The following is a 15,831-nucleotide window of genomic DNA, read 5'->3' on the forward strand; positions in this document are numbered from 1 at the left end:
TTCTCCCTGATGAATACATGATTCAGGACAGACCGGTTGTTCTGGATAATCCTTGCCTGTTTTGACAGCTGTTTGCGGCAGGTCGTTGCGATATTACTACGATTGCGTCGCGCACGTTTCGGGTCATTTAACTAAATTCGCGTTAATCGAGCGTTTCTTCTCGGAATTTACGCTAATTTCAGTCCGGCGTGGGTCAGCAGCAGGACCTTGTCGGCCATGGCGGCCGCGGCGTGGGAGTGGGTGACCATGATCGCGCCGGCGCCATGTGCACGCGTCTCGTCGCGCAGCAGTTGCAGGATGCTGCCGGCAGTTTCGGGGTCGAGGTTGCCGGTCGGTTCATCGGCCAGCAGCAGGGCCGGGCGGTGCACCAGTGCACGGGCGATCGCCACGCGCTGCATCTCGCCGCCCGACAGCTGGCGCGGAAAGTCGCCGCCCCGCCCATGCAGCCCGACCGCATCGAGCATCGCATCGGCGCGCTCGAGCGGCGCCTTGTTCAGTAGCAGCGGCAGGGCAACGTTCTGGCGCAGCGTCAGGTGCGGCAGAACGTGGAAGGCCTGGAAGATGAAGCCCATGCGGGTGCGGCGCAGCCGCGTGGCGGCGTCGTCGTCCAGGTTCGAGATCGGCGTGCCGTCGATGATCACGCGGCCGCCATCGGGCGTGTCCAGGCCCGCGATCAGGTTCAGCAGCGTCGACTTGCCGACGCCCGATTCGCCCATGATGGCGACGAATTCGCCGGCCTTGAACACGTGCGAGAGTTCGGCCAGCACGGTGCGGCCGCCATACGATTTGGTGAGCTGGTCGAGTTCGAGCATCGGGTGAGGTGTCCGCAAGTAAGGGTTAACGCGTCAATGCGCGGCGCAGCGCATAACTGGCGGCATCGACCAGCGCCACCAGTACCAGCATCGCAATCACGACCGTGGCGGCGCTGGGCATCTGGAACAGCGACAGGTGATACTTGAGCATCTGGCCCAGGCCCCCGGCGCCCACCACACCCAGTACTGCCGCCGCGCGGATATTGTTTTCCCAGCGGTACAGCGTGTATGACAGCATCTGCGGAAGCGCCTGGGGCAGCGTCGCGTACAAAAACGCTGCCAGCGGCCGCGCGCCGTTCGTGCGCAGGCTTTGCTCGGCGTGCGGTTCGATGTTTTCCAGCGCATCGGCAAACAGGCGCCCCAGCACACCGGCCGTGTGCGCGGCCAGCGCCAGCGTGCCGGCCAGCGGCCCCAGGCCCGCCAGCACCAGCAGCACCGCCGCCCATACCAGTTCGGGGATCGAGCGCAGCACATTGAGCACCAGGCGCGTCACGGCGCGCGCTGTGCGGCCCATGCGCCCGGCGCCGGCCAGCGCCAGCGGCATGGCGACGAGCGCCGCCAGGATGGTGCCGATGGCCGACATGGCCAGGGTCTCCCAGAACGCGACGAGGGTCTTGGCCAGGAACGCCGGGGCGGTGTCGGGCGGCGCGAAGCCGGCCAGGAATTCGGACGCCGAATCGATCGCTTCGCGTGTGAAGAATGCGCTCCACTGCAGCGGCAGCGAGGCAAAGCTGGCGACGATCAGCGCCAGCAGGCCGCCGAGAATGAGCCAGGTGCCGGCCTGGCGTGGCGGCGGGGCGGGGATCGCGCTGCGCGGGGCGTTATCCACCTTCATCCGATCCTCCGGCGCAGCAGTTTCGAGACCAGGTCGGCGCCGGCCACCAGCAGCACGAACATGATGAGCATCGTCGCCACTTCGCCGCCGGCCATCATCTTGGTCGATTCATCCAGCCGCTGGCCCAGGCCGCCGGCGCCGACGAAGCCCATCACGGCCGAGCCGCGAATCGCGCACTCCCAGCGGTACACGGTGTACGACACGAGTTCGGCGCTGGCATCGGGCAGGGCGCCATACAGCAGGGCCGGCAGGCGCCCGCTACCATTGGCCAGCAGGACGTCGGTCGCATGCGCGTCGGACGATTCGAGGATTTCGGCATACACCTTGGCCAGCATGCCCGAATAGGACAGCGCGATCGCCAGCACCCCGGCCGTCGGGCCCAGGCCCACGATGCGCACGAACAGCAGCGCCCACACCAGCTCGGGCACGGAGCGCAGCACCATCAGGATCCAGCGCAGCACCTGGCGCACGACGCCCGCCAGCGGACGGATGCGGCCCGTGCCCAGGCGCGAGATCGACAAGCGCTCGCTGATGACGAAGGTGGCCGGAATGGCGACGATCAGCGCCAGTGTCAGGCCCGCGGTGGCGATTGCCACGGTCTGCCAGGTTTCGCGCAGCACCATCGCCAGAAAGGCAGGATCGGTTTCGGGCGTCAGGAAATCACGCAGGAAGCCGCCGGCCGCGCGCAGGCTTTGCGCGTCGAACAGCAGCCATGGTTTGAATTCGGCCGCGACCAGCAGCGGGTACAGCAGCAGGACGAAGACGACAGCGCCCATCAGGCGCGCGCGCCAGGCCGGATCGGGATGCAGCACCGTCTTGCTCGTCATGCCTAGAAACAGGCGCCGACGGCGATTTGTGCAGGCGTGTCGTGTGGCGGGGCCACGTGCGGCTCGACGTTTTCGTTGGCGTACAGGTCGGCGATCATGGTGTCGGTGACCTGCTCGCGCGGCGCGTCGAACACGATGCGCCCGTCGCGCAGGCCCACCAGGCGACCGAACTGTTCGCGCGCCAGATCCACCTGGTGCAGGCTGCACACCAGCGTGGCGTTGCGCTGGGCGGCTTCCTGGCGCAGCGTGGCCAGCGTGTGGCGCGCGAGCGCCGGGTCGAGCGCCGAGATCGGCTCATCGACCAGCAAAGCTTGGGCATCGGACAGCAGCAGGCGCGCCAGGCCGCAGCGCTGGCGTTCGCCGCCGGATAACCGGTCGACGCGGGCATACAGCTTGTCGCCCAGCGAAAAGCGCGACAGCGCAGCGTGCGCCGCATCGGGATCGTTCGGACGCACGAGCGACTTCAAGGCCTGCCACAGCGTCCAGTGCGGCAAGCGTGCCGCCAGCACGGCCGTGACGACGCGCTGGCGCGCCGGCAGCGGCGGTGTCTGCGGCGCCAGGAACAAACGCGCACGCAGCCGGTGGCGCGCGGCGTGCGGCAGATTCCAAGGCTCCTGGCCCAGGATCTCCAGCGCACCCGCGCCCGGTTGGTGGGCGCAGGCCAGCGTGGCGAGCAGCGTGGTCTTGCCAGCCCCGGACGGGCCGATCAGGGCGACCTGTTCACCGGCGCCGATCGTGAGGTCGAGCGCGTGCAGGGCAGCCGCGCGGCTGCCCGTCAGGTGGCGCACGGTCACGCCGCGCAGGCGAAAGGTCGCCATCGTGCGATTACTTCAGCAGGCCGGCGTTTTTCGCCGCTGCTTCGATCGCGCCGTAGTTGGCGGTCTTGGTGGTCACGAACTTGGTAGCGCGTTGCAGTTCGAGGATTTCCTTGCCCTGTGGGGTCGAATCGTCCAGCGCCAGGAAGGCGTCGGTGATTTTCTTCTTCAGCGCCGGGTCCATGTCGGTGCGCACGGTCCAGTTGTAGTCGAAGTAGCCAGGCGTCGTGTAGAACACGCGCACCTGCTTCGGATCGATTTTTTTCGCCTCGACCAGTTTTTCCCAGACCGAGATGTTCAGCGCGCCCGCATCGACCTTGCCGCCGGCAACAGCAGCCACGGTGGCGTCATGCGCGCCCGAGAACGCGATGCGCTTCAGGTCGGTGTCCGGATTGATCTTGGCTTGCAGCAGGAACGAGCGCGGCATCAGGTGGCCCGAGGTCGACGATTCCGAACCGAAGGCCAGCGTCTTGCCCTTCAGGTCTTCCAGCTTGGTGATGGTCGGTACGGTGGTGATGAAGACCGAGCGGAATTTTTCATCTTCCACGCGCTGCACCAGCGGGGTGACCTGGCCTTTGCTGCGCACGTTCGCCTGGACAAAGGTAAAGCCGCCGAACCAGACCATGTCGATCTTGCGGTTGACGAGGCCTTCCACCGAAGCAGCGTAGTCGGTCACCGGGGTGAACTCCACCTTCAGACCCGTGGCCTTGGCCAGGTAGTCGCCCAGCGGCTTGAACTTGCGTTGCAGTTCGGTCGGCGATTCGTCGGGAATGGCCGAGACGCGCAGGACACCGTTGCTCTGTGCGTGGGCGGCGCCCGCGATCAGCAGCGTGCCGGCAGCGGCGGCGCACAGGGTTTTGAGAACGTTGCGGCGGAAGGACAGGGTCATGGTGGCTCTTGTCTAAAAAGTAATGAAACGAGGCTGACCCGAGGGGCAGCACGCTTGGCGTGAGGCAGACTAGGCGAATCCGGGGAATCCGCTATGATAGCTAAAACAGCAATACACAGAGAAATAAATAAAGAAATACCAGAACTACGCGAAGCAAAACTCACAGGCCATCTCGCATGGTGCGTCGTGGCGGCACGAATGATAAACCCTATGCTGACATCCTGTACACCTGAAGACGTCGCGGCGCCCCGTCACAGCGCGCACGAAGCCGACGAACTGCACACCGGCCTGCAGGCGCCAGCCGCCTGGATCTCCCCCAAATACCTGTATGACGCGCTCGGCTCGAAATTGTTCGAGGCGATCTGCGAATTGCCAGAGTATTACCCAACGCGCACCGAAGCGTCGATCTTTGAGCGCTATGGCGTTGAAATCGCCCGTTCCGCAGGCACTGGCGCGACGCTGATCGATCTCGGCGCCGGTAACTGCGCCAAGGCAGCGGCGCTGTTCCCGCTGTTGCAGCCGGCGCAGTACGTGGCGATCGACATTTCCACCGACTTCGTGCAAGACGCCCTGGCGCGCCTGCGCCAGCGGTTCCCCCAGATCGCGATGGAAGCGCTGGGGATGGATTTCTCATCGAGCTTCGAATTGCCGCCGCAGGTCAATACCGGCCGGCGCCTGTTCTTTTATCCGGGCTCGTCGATCGGCAACTTCACGCCGGACGAAGCGCAGGGTTTTCTGACGCGTCTGCGCGCGCAGTGCGGCAACGATGGTGGCGTGCTGATCGGCATCGACCTGGCCAAGGATTCTGCCACGCTCGACGCTGCGTACGATGACGCACTGGGCGTCACCTCGGCCTTCAACCTGAACCTGCTGCGCCATGTGAACCGCCTGATCGACGCCAACTTCGACATCAAGGGCTGGCAGCACCGGGGCGCCTACAACGCAGCCATGGGCCGCATCGAGATGCACCTGGAGGCGCGCAGTGCGCAGACCGTGCACTGGCGCGGTGGCGAGCGCCGCTTCGAAGCGGGCGAACGCATCCACACCGAGAACAGCTACAAATACCAGCAGGCCGACGCGATCGGGCTGCTCGAGCGGTCGGGTTTCGAGGCCACGCGCGTCTGGACCGATCCGCAGCGCTGGTTTGCCGTCATTCACGCCCAGGCGATCGCATCATGAACATGATGCGCGATGACAGCTTGCCACGCGCTTTTGCGCAGGTACGTACCCGTTCGCTGCAGCTGGCCGAGGGCTTGTCCGACGAAGACTGCGTCGCGCAGTCGATGCCGGACGCGAGCCCGATGAAATGGCATCTGGCGCACACGACGTGGTTTTTTGAAACCTTCATCCTCGAACCGCGCGAAGCCAATTTCGCGCCGTTTCATCCGGCGTTCCGGGTGTTCTTCAATTCGTACTACAACGGCGTGGGCAACAAGCATCCGCGCGCCCAGCGCGGGCTCCTGACGCGCCCGGGCATGGGTGTCGTTCGGGAATACCGCGCGAACGTCGACCGCCGCATCGCCGATTTGCTGGCGGGGGGCATCGACGAGACGCTGGCCACGCTGATCGAACTGGGCCTGCAGCACGAACAGCAGCACCAGGAACTGATGCTCACCGACGTCAAGCATTTGCTGGCGCAAAATCCGCTGTACCCGGCGTATGCGACGGACGCCATGGCGCCGTCCGCACCGGCCGAGCCGCTGGCCTGGCTCGATTTCGAAGGCGGCCTGGCCGAAGCTGGTTATGGCGGCAAGGGCTTTTGCTTCGACAACGAATTGCCGCGCCACCGCACCTATGTCGCGCCGTTTGCACTGGCCTCGCGCCTGGTCACCAATGGCGAATACCGCGCGTTCATCGAGGCGGGCGGTTACCGCGATCCGGCACTCTGGCTGGCCGAGGGCTGGGACCGCGTCAGCAGTGGCGAGATCACCCATCCGCTGTACTGGGTAGAAGAGGCCGATGGCTGGCACGAGTTCACGCTGCACGGCCTGCAACCGCTCGACCCCGAGTTGCCGGTCACGCACGTCTCGATGTACGAGGCGGATGCATTCGCGCGCTGGTCGGGCGCGCGCCTGCCGACCGAATTCGAATGGGAATTCGCCGCGCGCCAGGCGTGCCTGGGCAGCGGCCCGGCCCATCATCCGGACGCGGCCAGCGGCGCCGGCCTGCAACAGATGTTCGGCGCCTGCTGGCAATGGACCAGCAGCAGCTATGCACCGTATCCCGGCTTCGCACCGGCACCGGGCGCCATCGGCGAATACAACGGCAAGTTCATGATCAACCAGTATGTCTTGCGCGGCTCGTCGTGCGCCACGCCGGGCGGTCACGCCCGGCCCAGCTACCGCAACTTCTTCCCGACAGGCGCGCGCTGGCAATTTTCCGGCATTCGCCTCGCCCGATGAGTCGTCGGCGTGACTGGACGGCGCGCCTGAAAGATCAGCGCGCCAATGTCTATATCCTGAATCATCCGCTCAAGTTCACGCTGCAAGTCCTGAAGGGGTTCCGCGCCAACCAGGGCTTGCTGCTGGCGGGCGCCGTGGCCTATTACGCGCTGCTGTCGATCGTGCCGTTTTTGATGCTGGTGATGGTGGTGCTGTCGCATTTCATCAACCCAACCGAGTTGCTGGAAACGCTCAGCCGCTACCTGCAACTGCTGGTGCCGGGGCAGTCGGCGCCGATCGTGGCCGAGGTGGCGCACTTTCTGGACGACCGCCAACTCATCACCTGGGTGCTGGCGGTGACGATGCTGTTCTTCAGTTCGCTTGCTTTCACGGTGCTGGAAAACGCGATGAGCGTGATTTTCGTGCACCGCGTGGCGATCCGGCGCCGGCATTACCTGGTGTCGGCCGTGCTGCCGTATTGCTACATCCTGGCGCTCGGCGTGGGGATCATGGTCGTCACGCTCGTGGCGGGCGCGCTGCAGGTCATGGGGCGCGAAAGCGTGTGGCTGTTCAACTATGAATGGTCGCTGAATGGCGTGTCGGGTGCGCTGCTGTATCTGCTGGGGCTGATCGGCGAGATTCTCGTGCTCACGTCGATCTACCTGGTGATGCCGGTGGGGCGGCTGTCGATATGGCACGCCGCCATCGGTGGCGTGACGGCGGCGCTGCTGTGGGAAGCGGCGCGCCACATTCTGGTCTGGTATTTCTCGACGCTGTCGCAGGTGAACCTGGTGTATGGCTCGATGACGACGGCCATTGTCGTCATGTTTTCGCTCGAGATTGCAGCCACGCTGCTGCTCCTGGGCGCGCAGGTGATCGCGGAGTACGAGCGGGTTGGCCTGGTGCCCGACGATGCGGCGCAAGACCCAATGACAACGGCGCCAGACGCAGCCCGGTAAGTTCCGGGTGCTCCTGGCGCCGTTGGGGACGCTACGTGCAGACGACTAGCTTATTTGTCGTCCTTCTTGGTGATGAACACGCTGGCGATACAGCTACCGGCGATCAGCACAGCCACGACGGTCAGCGAAGCCTGCACTGGCACGTGGTACCACGGCATGATCAGCATCTTGACACCGATGAAGGTCAGGACCATCGCCAGGCCATACTTGAGCAGGTGGAAGCGGTCAGCCACGTCCACCAGCAGGAAGTACAGTGCACGCAGACCCAGGATCGCAAACATGTTCGACGTGAACACGATGAACGGATCGGTCGTGATCGCGAAGATCGCCGGAATCGAGTCGACCGCGAACACCAGGTCGGTCACTTCGATCAGGATCAGCACCAGGAACAGCGGGGTGACAAAGCGCACACCGTTGATTCGCACGAAGAACTTCTCGCCGTGGTCGCCTTCGGACACTTTCAGGTGCCTGCGGGCGAACTTCAGGATCGGGTTGTTGACCACGTCCGGTTCGGCATCGACGGCCACCAGCATGCGGATACCGGTGAACAGCAGGAACGCACCGAACAGGTACAGCACCCAGCTGAATTCACTCACGACCCACGCACCAGCGCTGATCATGATGGCGCGCATGATGATCGCACCGAGCACACCGTAGATCAGGACGCGACGCTGGTACTGCTGCGGCACCTGGAATGCGGTAAAGATCAGCAGGAACACGAACACGTTATCGACCGACAGGGCTTTCTCGATCAGGTAACCGGAGAAGAACTCCAGCGCTTTCTGGTCAGCGATTTCCGAGCCGACGCTGCCTTTCAGATACCACCAGAGGCCGGCATTGAACAGCAGGGCCATGCTGACCCAGACCAGCGACCAGATACCCGCTTCCTTGACGCTGACCTTGTGCGCCTTGTTACCGCCAAAGACGAACAGGTCGAGCGCCAGCATCACCAGCACGAAGCCGACGAAGCCAGCCCACATCATGGGGCTTGCAATTGTTTCCAGACCGTTCATTGGTTGCTCCCTTCATGGCGCAGCTCGTGCAGCCGGTTGTCCTGCGCCCGTGCGCAGGAATGGTGGACAGGATGTGTCATTGGTATGGCACCTATAGTTTGTGGTGAGGACTTGACTATAAGGGAGCACGAAGCATCGTACAAATCGAATATAATTTCATATAACATCGAATTTAACGATGTATTGGAGAGTGAATGTCTGCGCTGAACTACAAGCATCTGCGTTACTTCTGGATGGTGGCCAAGACCGGCAGCATCGCCAAGGCAGCCTCGCAGCTGAACCTGACGCCCCATTCGATCTCAGGGCAATTGTCCGAATTCGCCGATGCATTGGGCGTGGCGCTGTTTCGCAAGTCGGGCCGCAGCCTCGAGCTGACTGACACGGGCCGCCGCATCGTCAGCTATGCCGAAACGATCTTCAGCACTGGCGACGAATTGCTCGAACTGGTGCGCGACAAAAGCTTCGCCACGATGTCGTTTCGTATTGGCTGCGCCGACTCGGTGTCGAAGCTCATTGCCTGCCAGTTGGTGGAGCCGGCGTTGAGACTGAAGGAACCGGTGCGGCTGATCTGCCGCGAAGGGCGGCTGGATAGCCTGATCGGTGACCTCGCCGTGCACCGGCTCGACCTGGTCATTGCCGACCGGCCGATTCCCGGGCATTTCAGCGTACGGGCGTACAACCACTTGCTCGGCCAGAGTCCGATGACGGCGCTGTGCACGCAGGCGCTGGCGGCGACGTTCGATCAGCCGTTTCCGGCCTGCCTGCACAATGCGCCAATGCTGTTGCCGGGAGAGGATTTTGCGATCCACCAGCGCCTGTTGCGCTGGCTGGAGCAGGCCGAGGTCCATCCGCACATCGTCGGCGAATTCGACGACAGCGCGATGATGAATGCATTCGGCCAGTCAGGGGCAGGGGTGTTCTTCGTGCCGACGGTGATTGCGGCGCAGGTGAGCCAGCAATACCAGGTAGTGGCGCTGGGCCAGATCGATGGGGTGGTGGAGCAGGTGTATGCAATCACCACCGAGCGCCGGATGAGTCATCCGGCGACGGTGGCGATCAGTACGCTGGCGCGCGACAAGCTGTTCGTTTGATACCTGCCGTTATGGCTTGACGCTCACGCCGGGCGTGCCGGCAGCCATGCGGCCGATGATCGCGGCGTCGGCAAAGCCTTCGCGTGCAAACAGCGCCAGCACCTCGTCGGCAGCCGCAGGGTCGCAGGCCACCAGCAAGCCGCCCGAGGTCTGCGGATCGGTCAGCAGCGCGCGCTGCTCGGGCAGGATCGCCGCATCGAGCTGCACGTCCTTGCCATACGCTTCCCAGTTGCGGCCCGATGCGCCCGTGAAGTAGCCATCCTGCGCCAGTTGCAGGACGCCCGGCAGCAGCGGGATATTCGGCATGTCCAGCGTGGCATGCAGCTTCGCGCCGCGCGACAGTTCGAGCAGGTGCCCGAGGAGGCCAAAGCCGGTGACGTCGGTCAGCGCGTGCACGCCCGGCATGTCGGCCAGCAGGCGCCCGGGTTTGTTCAGTTTGGTCGTGTTGGCGATCATGGCCGCGTAGCCGTCGGCGCCCAGCTTGTCTTTCTTGAGCGCAGCCGAGAGCACGCCCACGCCCAGCGGCTTTCCGAGGATGAGCACATCGCCATCGCGGGCGTCGGCATTGCGTTTGACTTTCGACGGATGCACGAGGCCCAGTACCACCAAGCCATAGATCGGCTCGACCGAATCGATCGTGTGGCCGCCGGCAATCGGAATGCCCGCTTCGGCGCAAATGGACTCGCCGCCGCGCAGGATTTGTCCGATCGTGTCGAGCGGCAGCTTGTTGATCGGCATGCCGACCAGCGCCAGCGCCATGATCGGCGTGCCGCCCATCGCATACACGTCCGAAATCGCATTGGTGGCGGCGATGCGGCCGAAGTCGAACGGGTCGTCGACGATCGGCATGAAGAAATCGGTGGTGGCGATCAGGGCCTGTTCATCGTTGAGCTTGTAGACCGCGGCATCGTCGGCCGTCTCGATGCCAACCATCAGTTCCTTCGGCACGGGGAAGCCATGCGACGACTTCAGGATCTCGGCCAGCACGCCGGGCGCGATCTTGCAGCCGCAGCCGCCGCCGTGCGAGAACGAGGTGAGTTTGATGGGTTGGTCGCTGGTGCTCATGGGATGTCCGGTAATCGTTGATCGTCTTGGATTATCCACCATGTGGCGTGGACGTGCCAGGCAGGGTGCCAGTAATGGAGGTGGCGCACATAAAAAAACGGCTGCCGAAGCAGCCGTTTCTTGATTCACGCAGGGTGATTACTCACCAAACGAACGACGTACGCCGTCGGCCGAACGTGGGTGGGCACCCTTGTAGCCACCTTCGCGACGGGCCGGCTGGCCTTCACGCGGGGCGCTGAAACGGTTGCCGTCACGTGGCGCGCTTGGCGCACGTGGTGCGGCGCCCGGTGCGCGTGCCGGACCGGCTTCACGCGGACCACGGTCAGCGTAACGGCTTTCCGACGGGGCGCCACGGGAACCGCTGGCAGCGCGATCGGCGTAGCCTTCACGCGCGCCGGATGGCTTCGAGAAACCGCGCGATGCCGGCTTGGCCGACGGGCTGCGGCCATCGCCTGGCTTCCAGCCGGCGCGGGCCGGTGCTGCAGCGCGCTTTGGCTCGAAACCTTCGACGACAGCGACCGGGATCGGCTGGCGCGTGAAGCGCTCGATGCGGCGCACGTTCATGCTTTCAGCGTGGTTCACCAGCGAGACGGCGACACCGTTACGGCCTGCACGACCGGTACGGCCGATGCGGTGGACGTAGTCTTCCGGGAACTTCGGCAGGTCGTAGTTGACGACGTGCGTGATGCTTGGCACGTCGATGCCGCGTGCGGCGACGTCGGTCGCAACCAGCACCTTGATGCTGCCACGACGCATGCTGTCCAGCGTGCGGTTACGCGCGCCCTGGTGCATGTCGCCATGCAATGCGGCAGCAGCGAAACCGGCGATGTTCAGGCGGTCGGCGATCGTGTCGGCGTCACGCTTGGTGGCGGTGAAGACCACGGCCTGGTCCATCGATTCGTCGCGCAGCAGGTGGTCCAGCAGGCGATTCTTGTGCGACAGGTCGTCGACGAAGTGGACGCGCTGCGAGATGTTCTCGTGGCGGTTGGTCGCGCTGGCGATCTGGATCGTCATCGGATCGGTCGTGATGCGGCGTGCCATGTTGCCGACGACGCCATCCAGCGTGGCCGAGAACAGCATGGTTTGACGCGCCGACGGGGTCGCGGCAACGATTTTCTCGATGTCGTCGATGAAGCCCATGTCCAGCATGCGGTCGGCTTCGTCGAGCACGAGGATCTCGAGCTGCGAGAAGTCGATCTTGCCCGACTCCATGTGGTCAATCAGACGGCCTGGGGTAGCAACCAGGATTTCAGGGTTCTTGGCCAGCAGTTGCATCTGTTTCGGGTATGGCATGCCGCCCAGGATCGAGACGCAGCGCAGGCGGCGCATGTGGGCCGTGTACTGTTCGGTTGCAGCCGAGACTTGCAGGGCCAGTTCGCGGGTTGGGGTCAGCACCAGCATTTTTGGCTGAGCAGCCTTGAAACGGACGCGCTCGCCTTTGGCACGGGCAGCCTGTGCTTCTTGTGCAGCGGTCTTGCCGGCTGGCGTTTCTTCGGCGTTGGCCAGCTTGTTCAGTGCTGGCAGCATGAAGGCGGCAGTCTTGCCCGAACCGGTTTGCGACGAGACCAGCAGGTCACGGCCGGCGATAGCGGCAGGAATGGCTTGCGCCTGGACTGGCGTAGGGGTGGTGTAACCGGTATCGGCAACAGCCTGGACGAGGGACGCGTGGAGGCCTAGGGCTTCAAAACTCATGTGATCTGTACTTTCGGAATAAATCAAATACGCTCGCACGGATGGCGCGAACGAAAAAATGCAACGCGAACCAACAAACGAAATGACTCAGAATGAAAGAAATTTCGGCACAAAAGCTTTGCGCCGGGACGGTGTCTGAAAGCGACACACAGGGCGGGAGGGCTTTAGAAAGGCGCTCTAATGAGCTGCCTGGGGTTTGCGGTGCTGCTTGGATGACTGCCTTGCTGCTGCCTGACCTGAATGTTTTCAGAACAGGGCGCGATGTCGCAGTGCACAAACCGAACTATACAGGTTTTTCGGCCTTCGTGCACGGACCCTTTGAAAATCGTATAACTGGCTGCGTGCGAAACGACTGCCAGCACCCCCATGGCGGGAATGCTGGCCAGAGATCAGCGCTGCTTGCGCTTGGACGACGTATTGCGGGAAATGCGCTTGCTGTCCTTGCTCACGCCGGCCTTGGTCTTGAAGCGGCTGGTGGCGCGCTTGACGATACCACGGTCGGCTTCGAACGCCACGACGGCATTGTCGATGATGTTCTCGGCGATGTCGCTGTGGCTCGAGGTCGAGATTTTCGGCACCAGGATCGTCGAACCCACTTTCAGGAGCGACTGCGCCGGGATGTTATTCGCCTGGCGGATGACTTCCGGCGTGGTGCCGAACTTGGAAGCCAGCGAAGCAATGCTCACGCGCGCACCGGTGATCTTGTGCGTGGTCCAGGTGGACAGGGCATGGCCCCATTGCGCGAGGTTCAGGTGAAACTTCTCGGCGTTTTCTTTCGGCAGCAGGATCTGCGTCTGGGCGCCGCCGATGATGACCGGCTTCTTGAACTGCGGATTGAGCGCCTTGAATTCGTCGAGCGACATTTCGGCCAGCTGGGCGGCGACTGCCAGATCGATGTCACTGGTCTTGTCGACCGTGGTGAAGTAGGGCTGGTTGTCGATCGCTGGCAGCACGACGCCATAGTTGCCCGGATTGGCGATCACGTTCTTGACCGCCTGCAGCTTTGGCACATAGTTGCGCGTTTCGGCCGGCATCAGGTCGGCCAGGCTTTCGAAATCGGTCGGTTTGCCTTCGGCCTGGTTTTTCTTGATGGCGCGCTGCACATTGCCTTCGCCCCAGTTGTACGCAGCCAGGGCCAGCGGCCAGTCGCCGAACATCGTGTACAGGCGCTGCAGATAGCTCAGCGCTGCATCGGTGGAGGCCACGACGCCACGGCGCTCGTCCTTGAACATGTTCTGCTTGAGGTCGAAATCCTTGCCCGTGCCCGGCACGAACTGCCACAGGCCGGCGGCGTTGGCGCTCGACATGGCTTGCGGGTTGAAGGCCGATTCGATCACCGGCAGCAGCGCCAGTTCGGTCGGCATGCCGCGCTTTTCGAGCTCGGACACCACGTGGTACAGGTAAGGGGAAGCGCGGCCGGAGATGCGGGACAGCGTGGCGGGATGATTGGCGTAGGCCTGGGTATGACGGGTGACGAGCGCGTTGTTCAGATCGGGAATCGCGTATCCGCTGCGAATGCGGCCCCAGACGTCGGTTTCGCGGTATTCATCGAGTTTGGTCTGGACTTGCGACGGTGCTGCGGTGGTGCGGCTGCCGACTGCGGCAGACTGGACGGTAGGCAGTGAGGCTGCGTCCATGGCAAAACTGAGGGGTGACGCGGCCAGGAAGGCCAATGCAGCCAGTGCGAAGGTAGGACGTTTCGTGTTGTGCATAGCTTTCCAATGTTGCGTTCTGGAACGAACGGACCGAGGACCAGGAGGCAGTGTACGAAGGGATTGTCGAGCGAGTCAAGATGTATGACGCCTTCGTTACAATAAAAATGCCCTCTAGAATCGCGCGCGTTGACATCATGAAAACAGAAGATGCCATCAGGATCATCGAAATTAATGAACCGCCGGTATTTTTAGTCAGCAGCAGCGGGATATGGCGCCGCTATCCACTGCGCATACGACGGCGTCCAGCAAACGTTACCCGTGGCGCTGGGCCGATCTATGAGCACACGCAAAGAGTGCGTACAATCCCGCTTTTGCAGTCTGCATTGCTATTGAAAGTCTTCTATGAGCACTCCCAACCTCAACGCCGACGATGATGCCATCATCGGGGCGACCCGCAACTGGCTTGAACGCGCGGTGATCGGCCTGAATCTGTGCCCGTTTGCCAAGGCCGTGTATGTCAAGGAGCAGGTGCGCTATGTCGTTGCCACCGCCACCACGCCCGAGCAATTGCTTGAAACGTTAATGGACGAGCTGCAGCACTTGTCCGATACCGATGCCGCCAAGATCGACACCACGCTGATCATTCACCCGTTCGTGCTGGGTGATTTCGAGGATTACAACGAGTTCCTGGACGTGGCCGATGCCGCGCTCGAGGACATGCAGCTCGATGGTGAGCTGCAGGTGGCCAGCTTCCATCCTTTATATCAGTTCGCCGACACCGACATCAACGATATCTCGAATTACACGAACCGCGCGCCATACCCGATCCTGCACTTGCTGCGCGAAGAGAGCATCGAGCGCGCCGTGGAAGCCTTCCCGCAGGCGGAAGATATCTTCGAAAAGAATATCGAGACGATGGAACAGCTGGGACACGACGGTTGGGACAAACTCCATGTCGGACCAGCGTGAAGCGGGCGGGGCCAGTCCCGCACGGGTGACGCCGGTAACACCCGGAACCCCGGCCGGTCGGCCGGACACGCCGTGCGTGGCGGTATGCTCGACCACGTTCGACGAAGTCTGCCGCGGCTGCGGCCGCACTGTGGCCGAGGTTGCTCACTGGGTGTCGATGAGCGCCGATGCCAAAGAGCTCGTCTGGCAGCGCATCCTGGCGCAGGGTTACCCGCGCCGGAACAAGTGACCGCTGTTAGTTAGCGTTATTAATAGCTGCCGATAAAGTCGCGCTTGCCGATCGGCACACCGTTGTGGCGCAGGATCGCGTACGCGGTCGTCACGTGGAAGCCAAACTGCGGCATCGCGAAGTGGGTCAGGTAGACCGCGCCGGTGTCGAAATGGCGTGCGCGTTCGCCGCTGCCATGGGTGATCGGGCGGGTTGCACCGGCGTCGATGTCGGCTTGTTCCAGGCTGTCCAGGAAGCCGACCGTACGCGTGATGCGCTGCTGCAGTTCGGTGAAGGTGCGCTCGCCATCTTCGTAGCGCGGCGATTCGATGCCGGCCAGGCGCGCCCCGGCGCCCTTGGCGAAATCGGTGGCGAGCTGGATCTGGCGCGCCAGCGGGAACATGTCGGGGAACAGGCGGGCCTGTAACAGGGCATCCGGTTCGATGCGCCGCTCCAGCGCATGGGCCTCGGCTTTTTCGAGCACGCCGGCCAGGGCGTCGAGCAATTGGCGAAACACCGGCACCGAAGCGGCGTACAGGGAATGACTCATCAGATTCTCCTCGATTAGAAACGCGTTCATGACAATCCATCATAGCAAGTCTGGTCGCGCGTTGCCGACC

General features: G+C 63.3%; 16 protein-coding genes. 6 read left to right on the forward strand and 10 right to left on the reverse strand.

Going from position 1 to position 15,831, the window contains the following annotated elements; all coding sequences use genetic code 11:
• Positions 1 to 167: 167 nt before the first annotated feature.
• The 5 genes from IFU00_17615 to IFU00_17635 are packed head-to-tail and all read right to left on the reverse strand — an operon-like array spanning position 168 to position 4,178.
• Positions 168 to 812, reverse strand: a complete 645-nt coding sequence (locus IFU00_17615; protein ID MBD8544103.1) for an ABC transporter ATP-binding protein — start codon at positions 810 to 812, stop codon at positions 168 to 170.
• Positions 813 to 837: 25 nt separating this feature from the next.
• A complete protein-coding gene (gene phnE, locus IFU00_17620) occupies positions 838 to 1,647 on the reverse strand; it encodes a phosphonate ABC transporter, permease protein PhnE (protein ID MBD8544104.1) in 810 nt (269 codons plus the stop codon).
• Positions 1,644 to 2,474 carry an ABC transporter permease gene (locus IFU00_17625; GenBank protein ID MBD8544105.1) on the reverse strand — a complete coding sequence of 277 codons (831 nt, stop codon included), beginning with the start codon at positions 2,472 to 2,474 and terminating at the stop codon, positions 1,644 to 1,646. The genes phnE and IFU00_17625 overlap by 4 nt, the downstream gene beginning before the upstream one ends.
• Before the next feature lie 2 nt (positions 2,475 to 2,476).
• Positions 2,477 to 3,292: an ATP-binding cassette domain-containing protein gene (locus tag IFU00_17630; protein ID MBD8544106.1), complete on the reverse strand. Its 816-nt coding sequence runs from the start codon at positions 3,290 to 3,292 to the stop codon at positions 2,477 to 2,479.
• A 7-nt stretch (positions 3,293 to 3,299) separates the two neighbouring features.
• The gene (locus IFU00_17635; GenBank protein MBD8544107.1) at positions 3,300 to 4,178 is read right to left on the reverse strand and encodes a putative selenate ABC transporter substrate-binding protein; all 879 of its coding nucleotides are present in this window, start codon (positions 4,176 to 4,178) and stop codon (positions 3,300 to 3,302) included.
• 198 nt (positions 4,179 to 4,376) lie between these two features.
• Here IFU00_17635 and egtD point away from each other — a divergent pair, with 198 nt between their 5' ends.
• Genes egtD through IFU00_17650 form a run of 3 tightly spaced genes read left to right on the forward strand, consistent with a single transcriptional unit; the run spans position 4,377 to position 7,518 of the window.
• A complete protein-coding gene (gene egtD, locus IFU00_17640; GenBank protein MBD8544108.1) occupies positions 4,377 to 5,357 on the forward strand; it encodes an L-histidine N(alpha)-methyltransferase in 981 nt (326 codons plus the stop codon).
• Positions 5,354 to 6,580, forward strand: coding sequence for an ergothioneine biosynthesis protein EgtB (locus IFU00_17645; GenBank protein ID MBD8544109.1), 1,227 nt, complete (start codon positions 5,354 to 5,356; stop codon positions 6,578 to 6,580). The genes egtD and IFU00_17645 overlap by 4 nt, the downstream gene beginning before the upstream one ends.
• Positions 6,577 to 7,518, forward strand: a complete 942-nt coding sequence (locus IFU00_17650; protein MBD8544110.1) for a YihY/virulence factor BrkB family protein — start codon at positions 6,577 to 6,579, stop codon at positions 7,516 to 7,518. The genes IFU00_17645 and IFU00_17650 overlap by 4 nt, the downstream gene beginning before the upstream one ends.
• Positions 7,519 to 7,568: 50 nt before the next feature.
• Here IFU00_17650 and IFU00_17655 read toward each other — a convergent pair whose 3' ends face one another.
• Positions 7,569 to 8,522 (reverse strand): TerC family protein, encoded by a 954-nt coding sequence (locus tag IFU00_17655; protein MBD8544111.1) that lies wholly within the window; start codon positions 8,520 to 8,522, stop codon positions 7,569 to 7,571.
• 203 nt (positions 8,523 to 8,725) lie between these two features.
• On the opposite strand from IFU00_17655, the gene nhaR reads away from it, so the two are divergent.
• The gene (gene nhaR / locus IFU00_17660; GenBank protein MBD8544112.1) at positions 8,726 to 9,622 is read left to right on the forward strand and encodes a transcriptional activator NhaR; all 897 of its coding nucleotides are present in this window, start codon (positions 8,726 to 8,728) and stop codon (positions 9,620 to 9,622) included.
• 9 nt (positions 9,623 to 9,631) lie between these two features.
• Here nhaR and selD read toward each other — a convergent pair whose 3' ends face one another.
• The 3 genes from selD to IFU00_17675 form a co-directional block, all read right to left on the reverse strand.
• Complete coding sequence (gene selD, locus IFU00_17665; protein ID MBD8544113.1) at positions 9,632 to 10,687, reverse strand: selenide, water dikinase SelD; 1,056 nt, start codon at positions 10,685 to 10,687, stop codon at positions 9,632 to 9,634.
• Between the two features lie 138 nt (positions 10,688 to 10,825).
• Positions 10,826 to 12,379 carry a DEAD/DEAH box helicase gene (locus tag IFU00_17670; GenBank protein MBD8544114.1) on the reverse strand — a complete coding sequence of 518 codons (1,554 nt, stop codon included), beginning with the start codon at positions 12,377 to 12,379 and terminating at the stop codon, positions 10,826 to 10,828.
• Positions 12,380 to 12,768: 389 nt separating this feature from the next.
• Entirely contained in the window at positions 12,769 to 14,091 is a 1,323-nt protein-coding gene (locus tag IFU00_17675) for a transglycosylase SLT domain-containing protein (GenBank protein ID MBD8544115.1), read from the reverse strand.
• 345 nt (positions 14,092 to 14,436) lie between these two features.
• Between IFU00_17675 and IFU00_17680 the strand changes: the two genes are divergently transcribed.
• A complete protein-coding gene (locus IFU00_17680; GenBank protein ID MBD8544116.1) occupies positions 14,437 to 15,003 on the forward strand; it encodes a DUF1415 domain-containing protein in 567 nt (188 codons plus the stop codon).
• Between the two features lie 25 nt (positions 15,004 to 15,028).
• Positions 15,029 to 15,232: a DUF1289 domain-containing protein gene (locus IFU00_17685; GenBank protein MBD8544117.1), complete on the forward strand. Its 204-nt coding sequence runs from the start codon at positions 15,029 to 15,031 to the stop codon at positions 15,230 to 15,232.
• A 19-nt stretch (positions 15,233 to 15,251) separates the two neighbouring features.
• Here IFU00_17685 and IFU00_17690 read toward each other — a convergent pair whose 3' ends face one another.
• Positions 15,252 to 15,761 carry a DUF1993 domain-containing protein gene (locus IFU00_17690; GenBank protein MBD8544118.1) on the reverse strand — a complete coding sequence of 170 codons (510 nt, stop codon included), beginning with the start codon at positions 15,759 to 15,761 and terminating at the stop codon, positions 15,252 to 15,254.
• Positions 15,762 to 15,831 lie beyond the last annotated feature (70 nt).

The sequence above is a fragment of the Oxalobacteraceae sp. CFBP 8761 genome (genome assembly GCA_014841595.1).
In the GTDB taxonomy this organism is placed as follows: Bacteria; Pseudomonadota; Gammaproteobacteria; order Burkholderiales; family Burkholderiaceae_D; genus Telluria.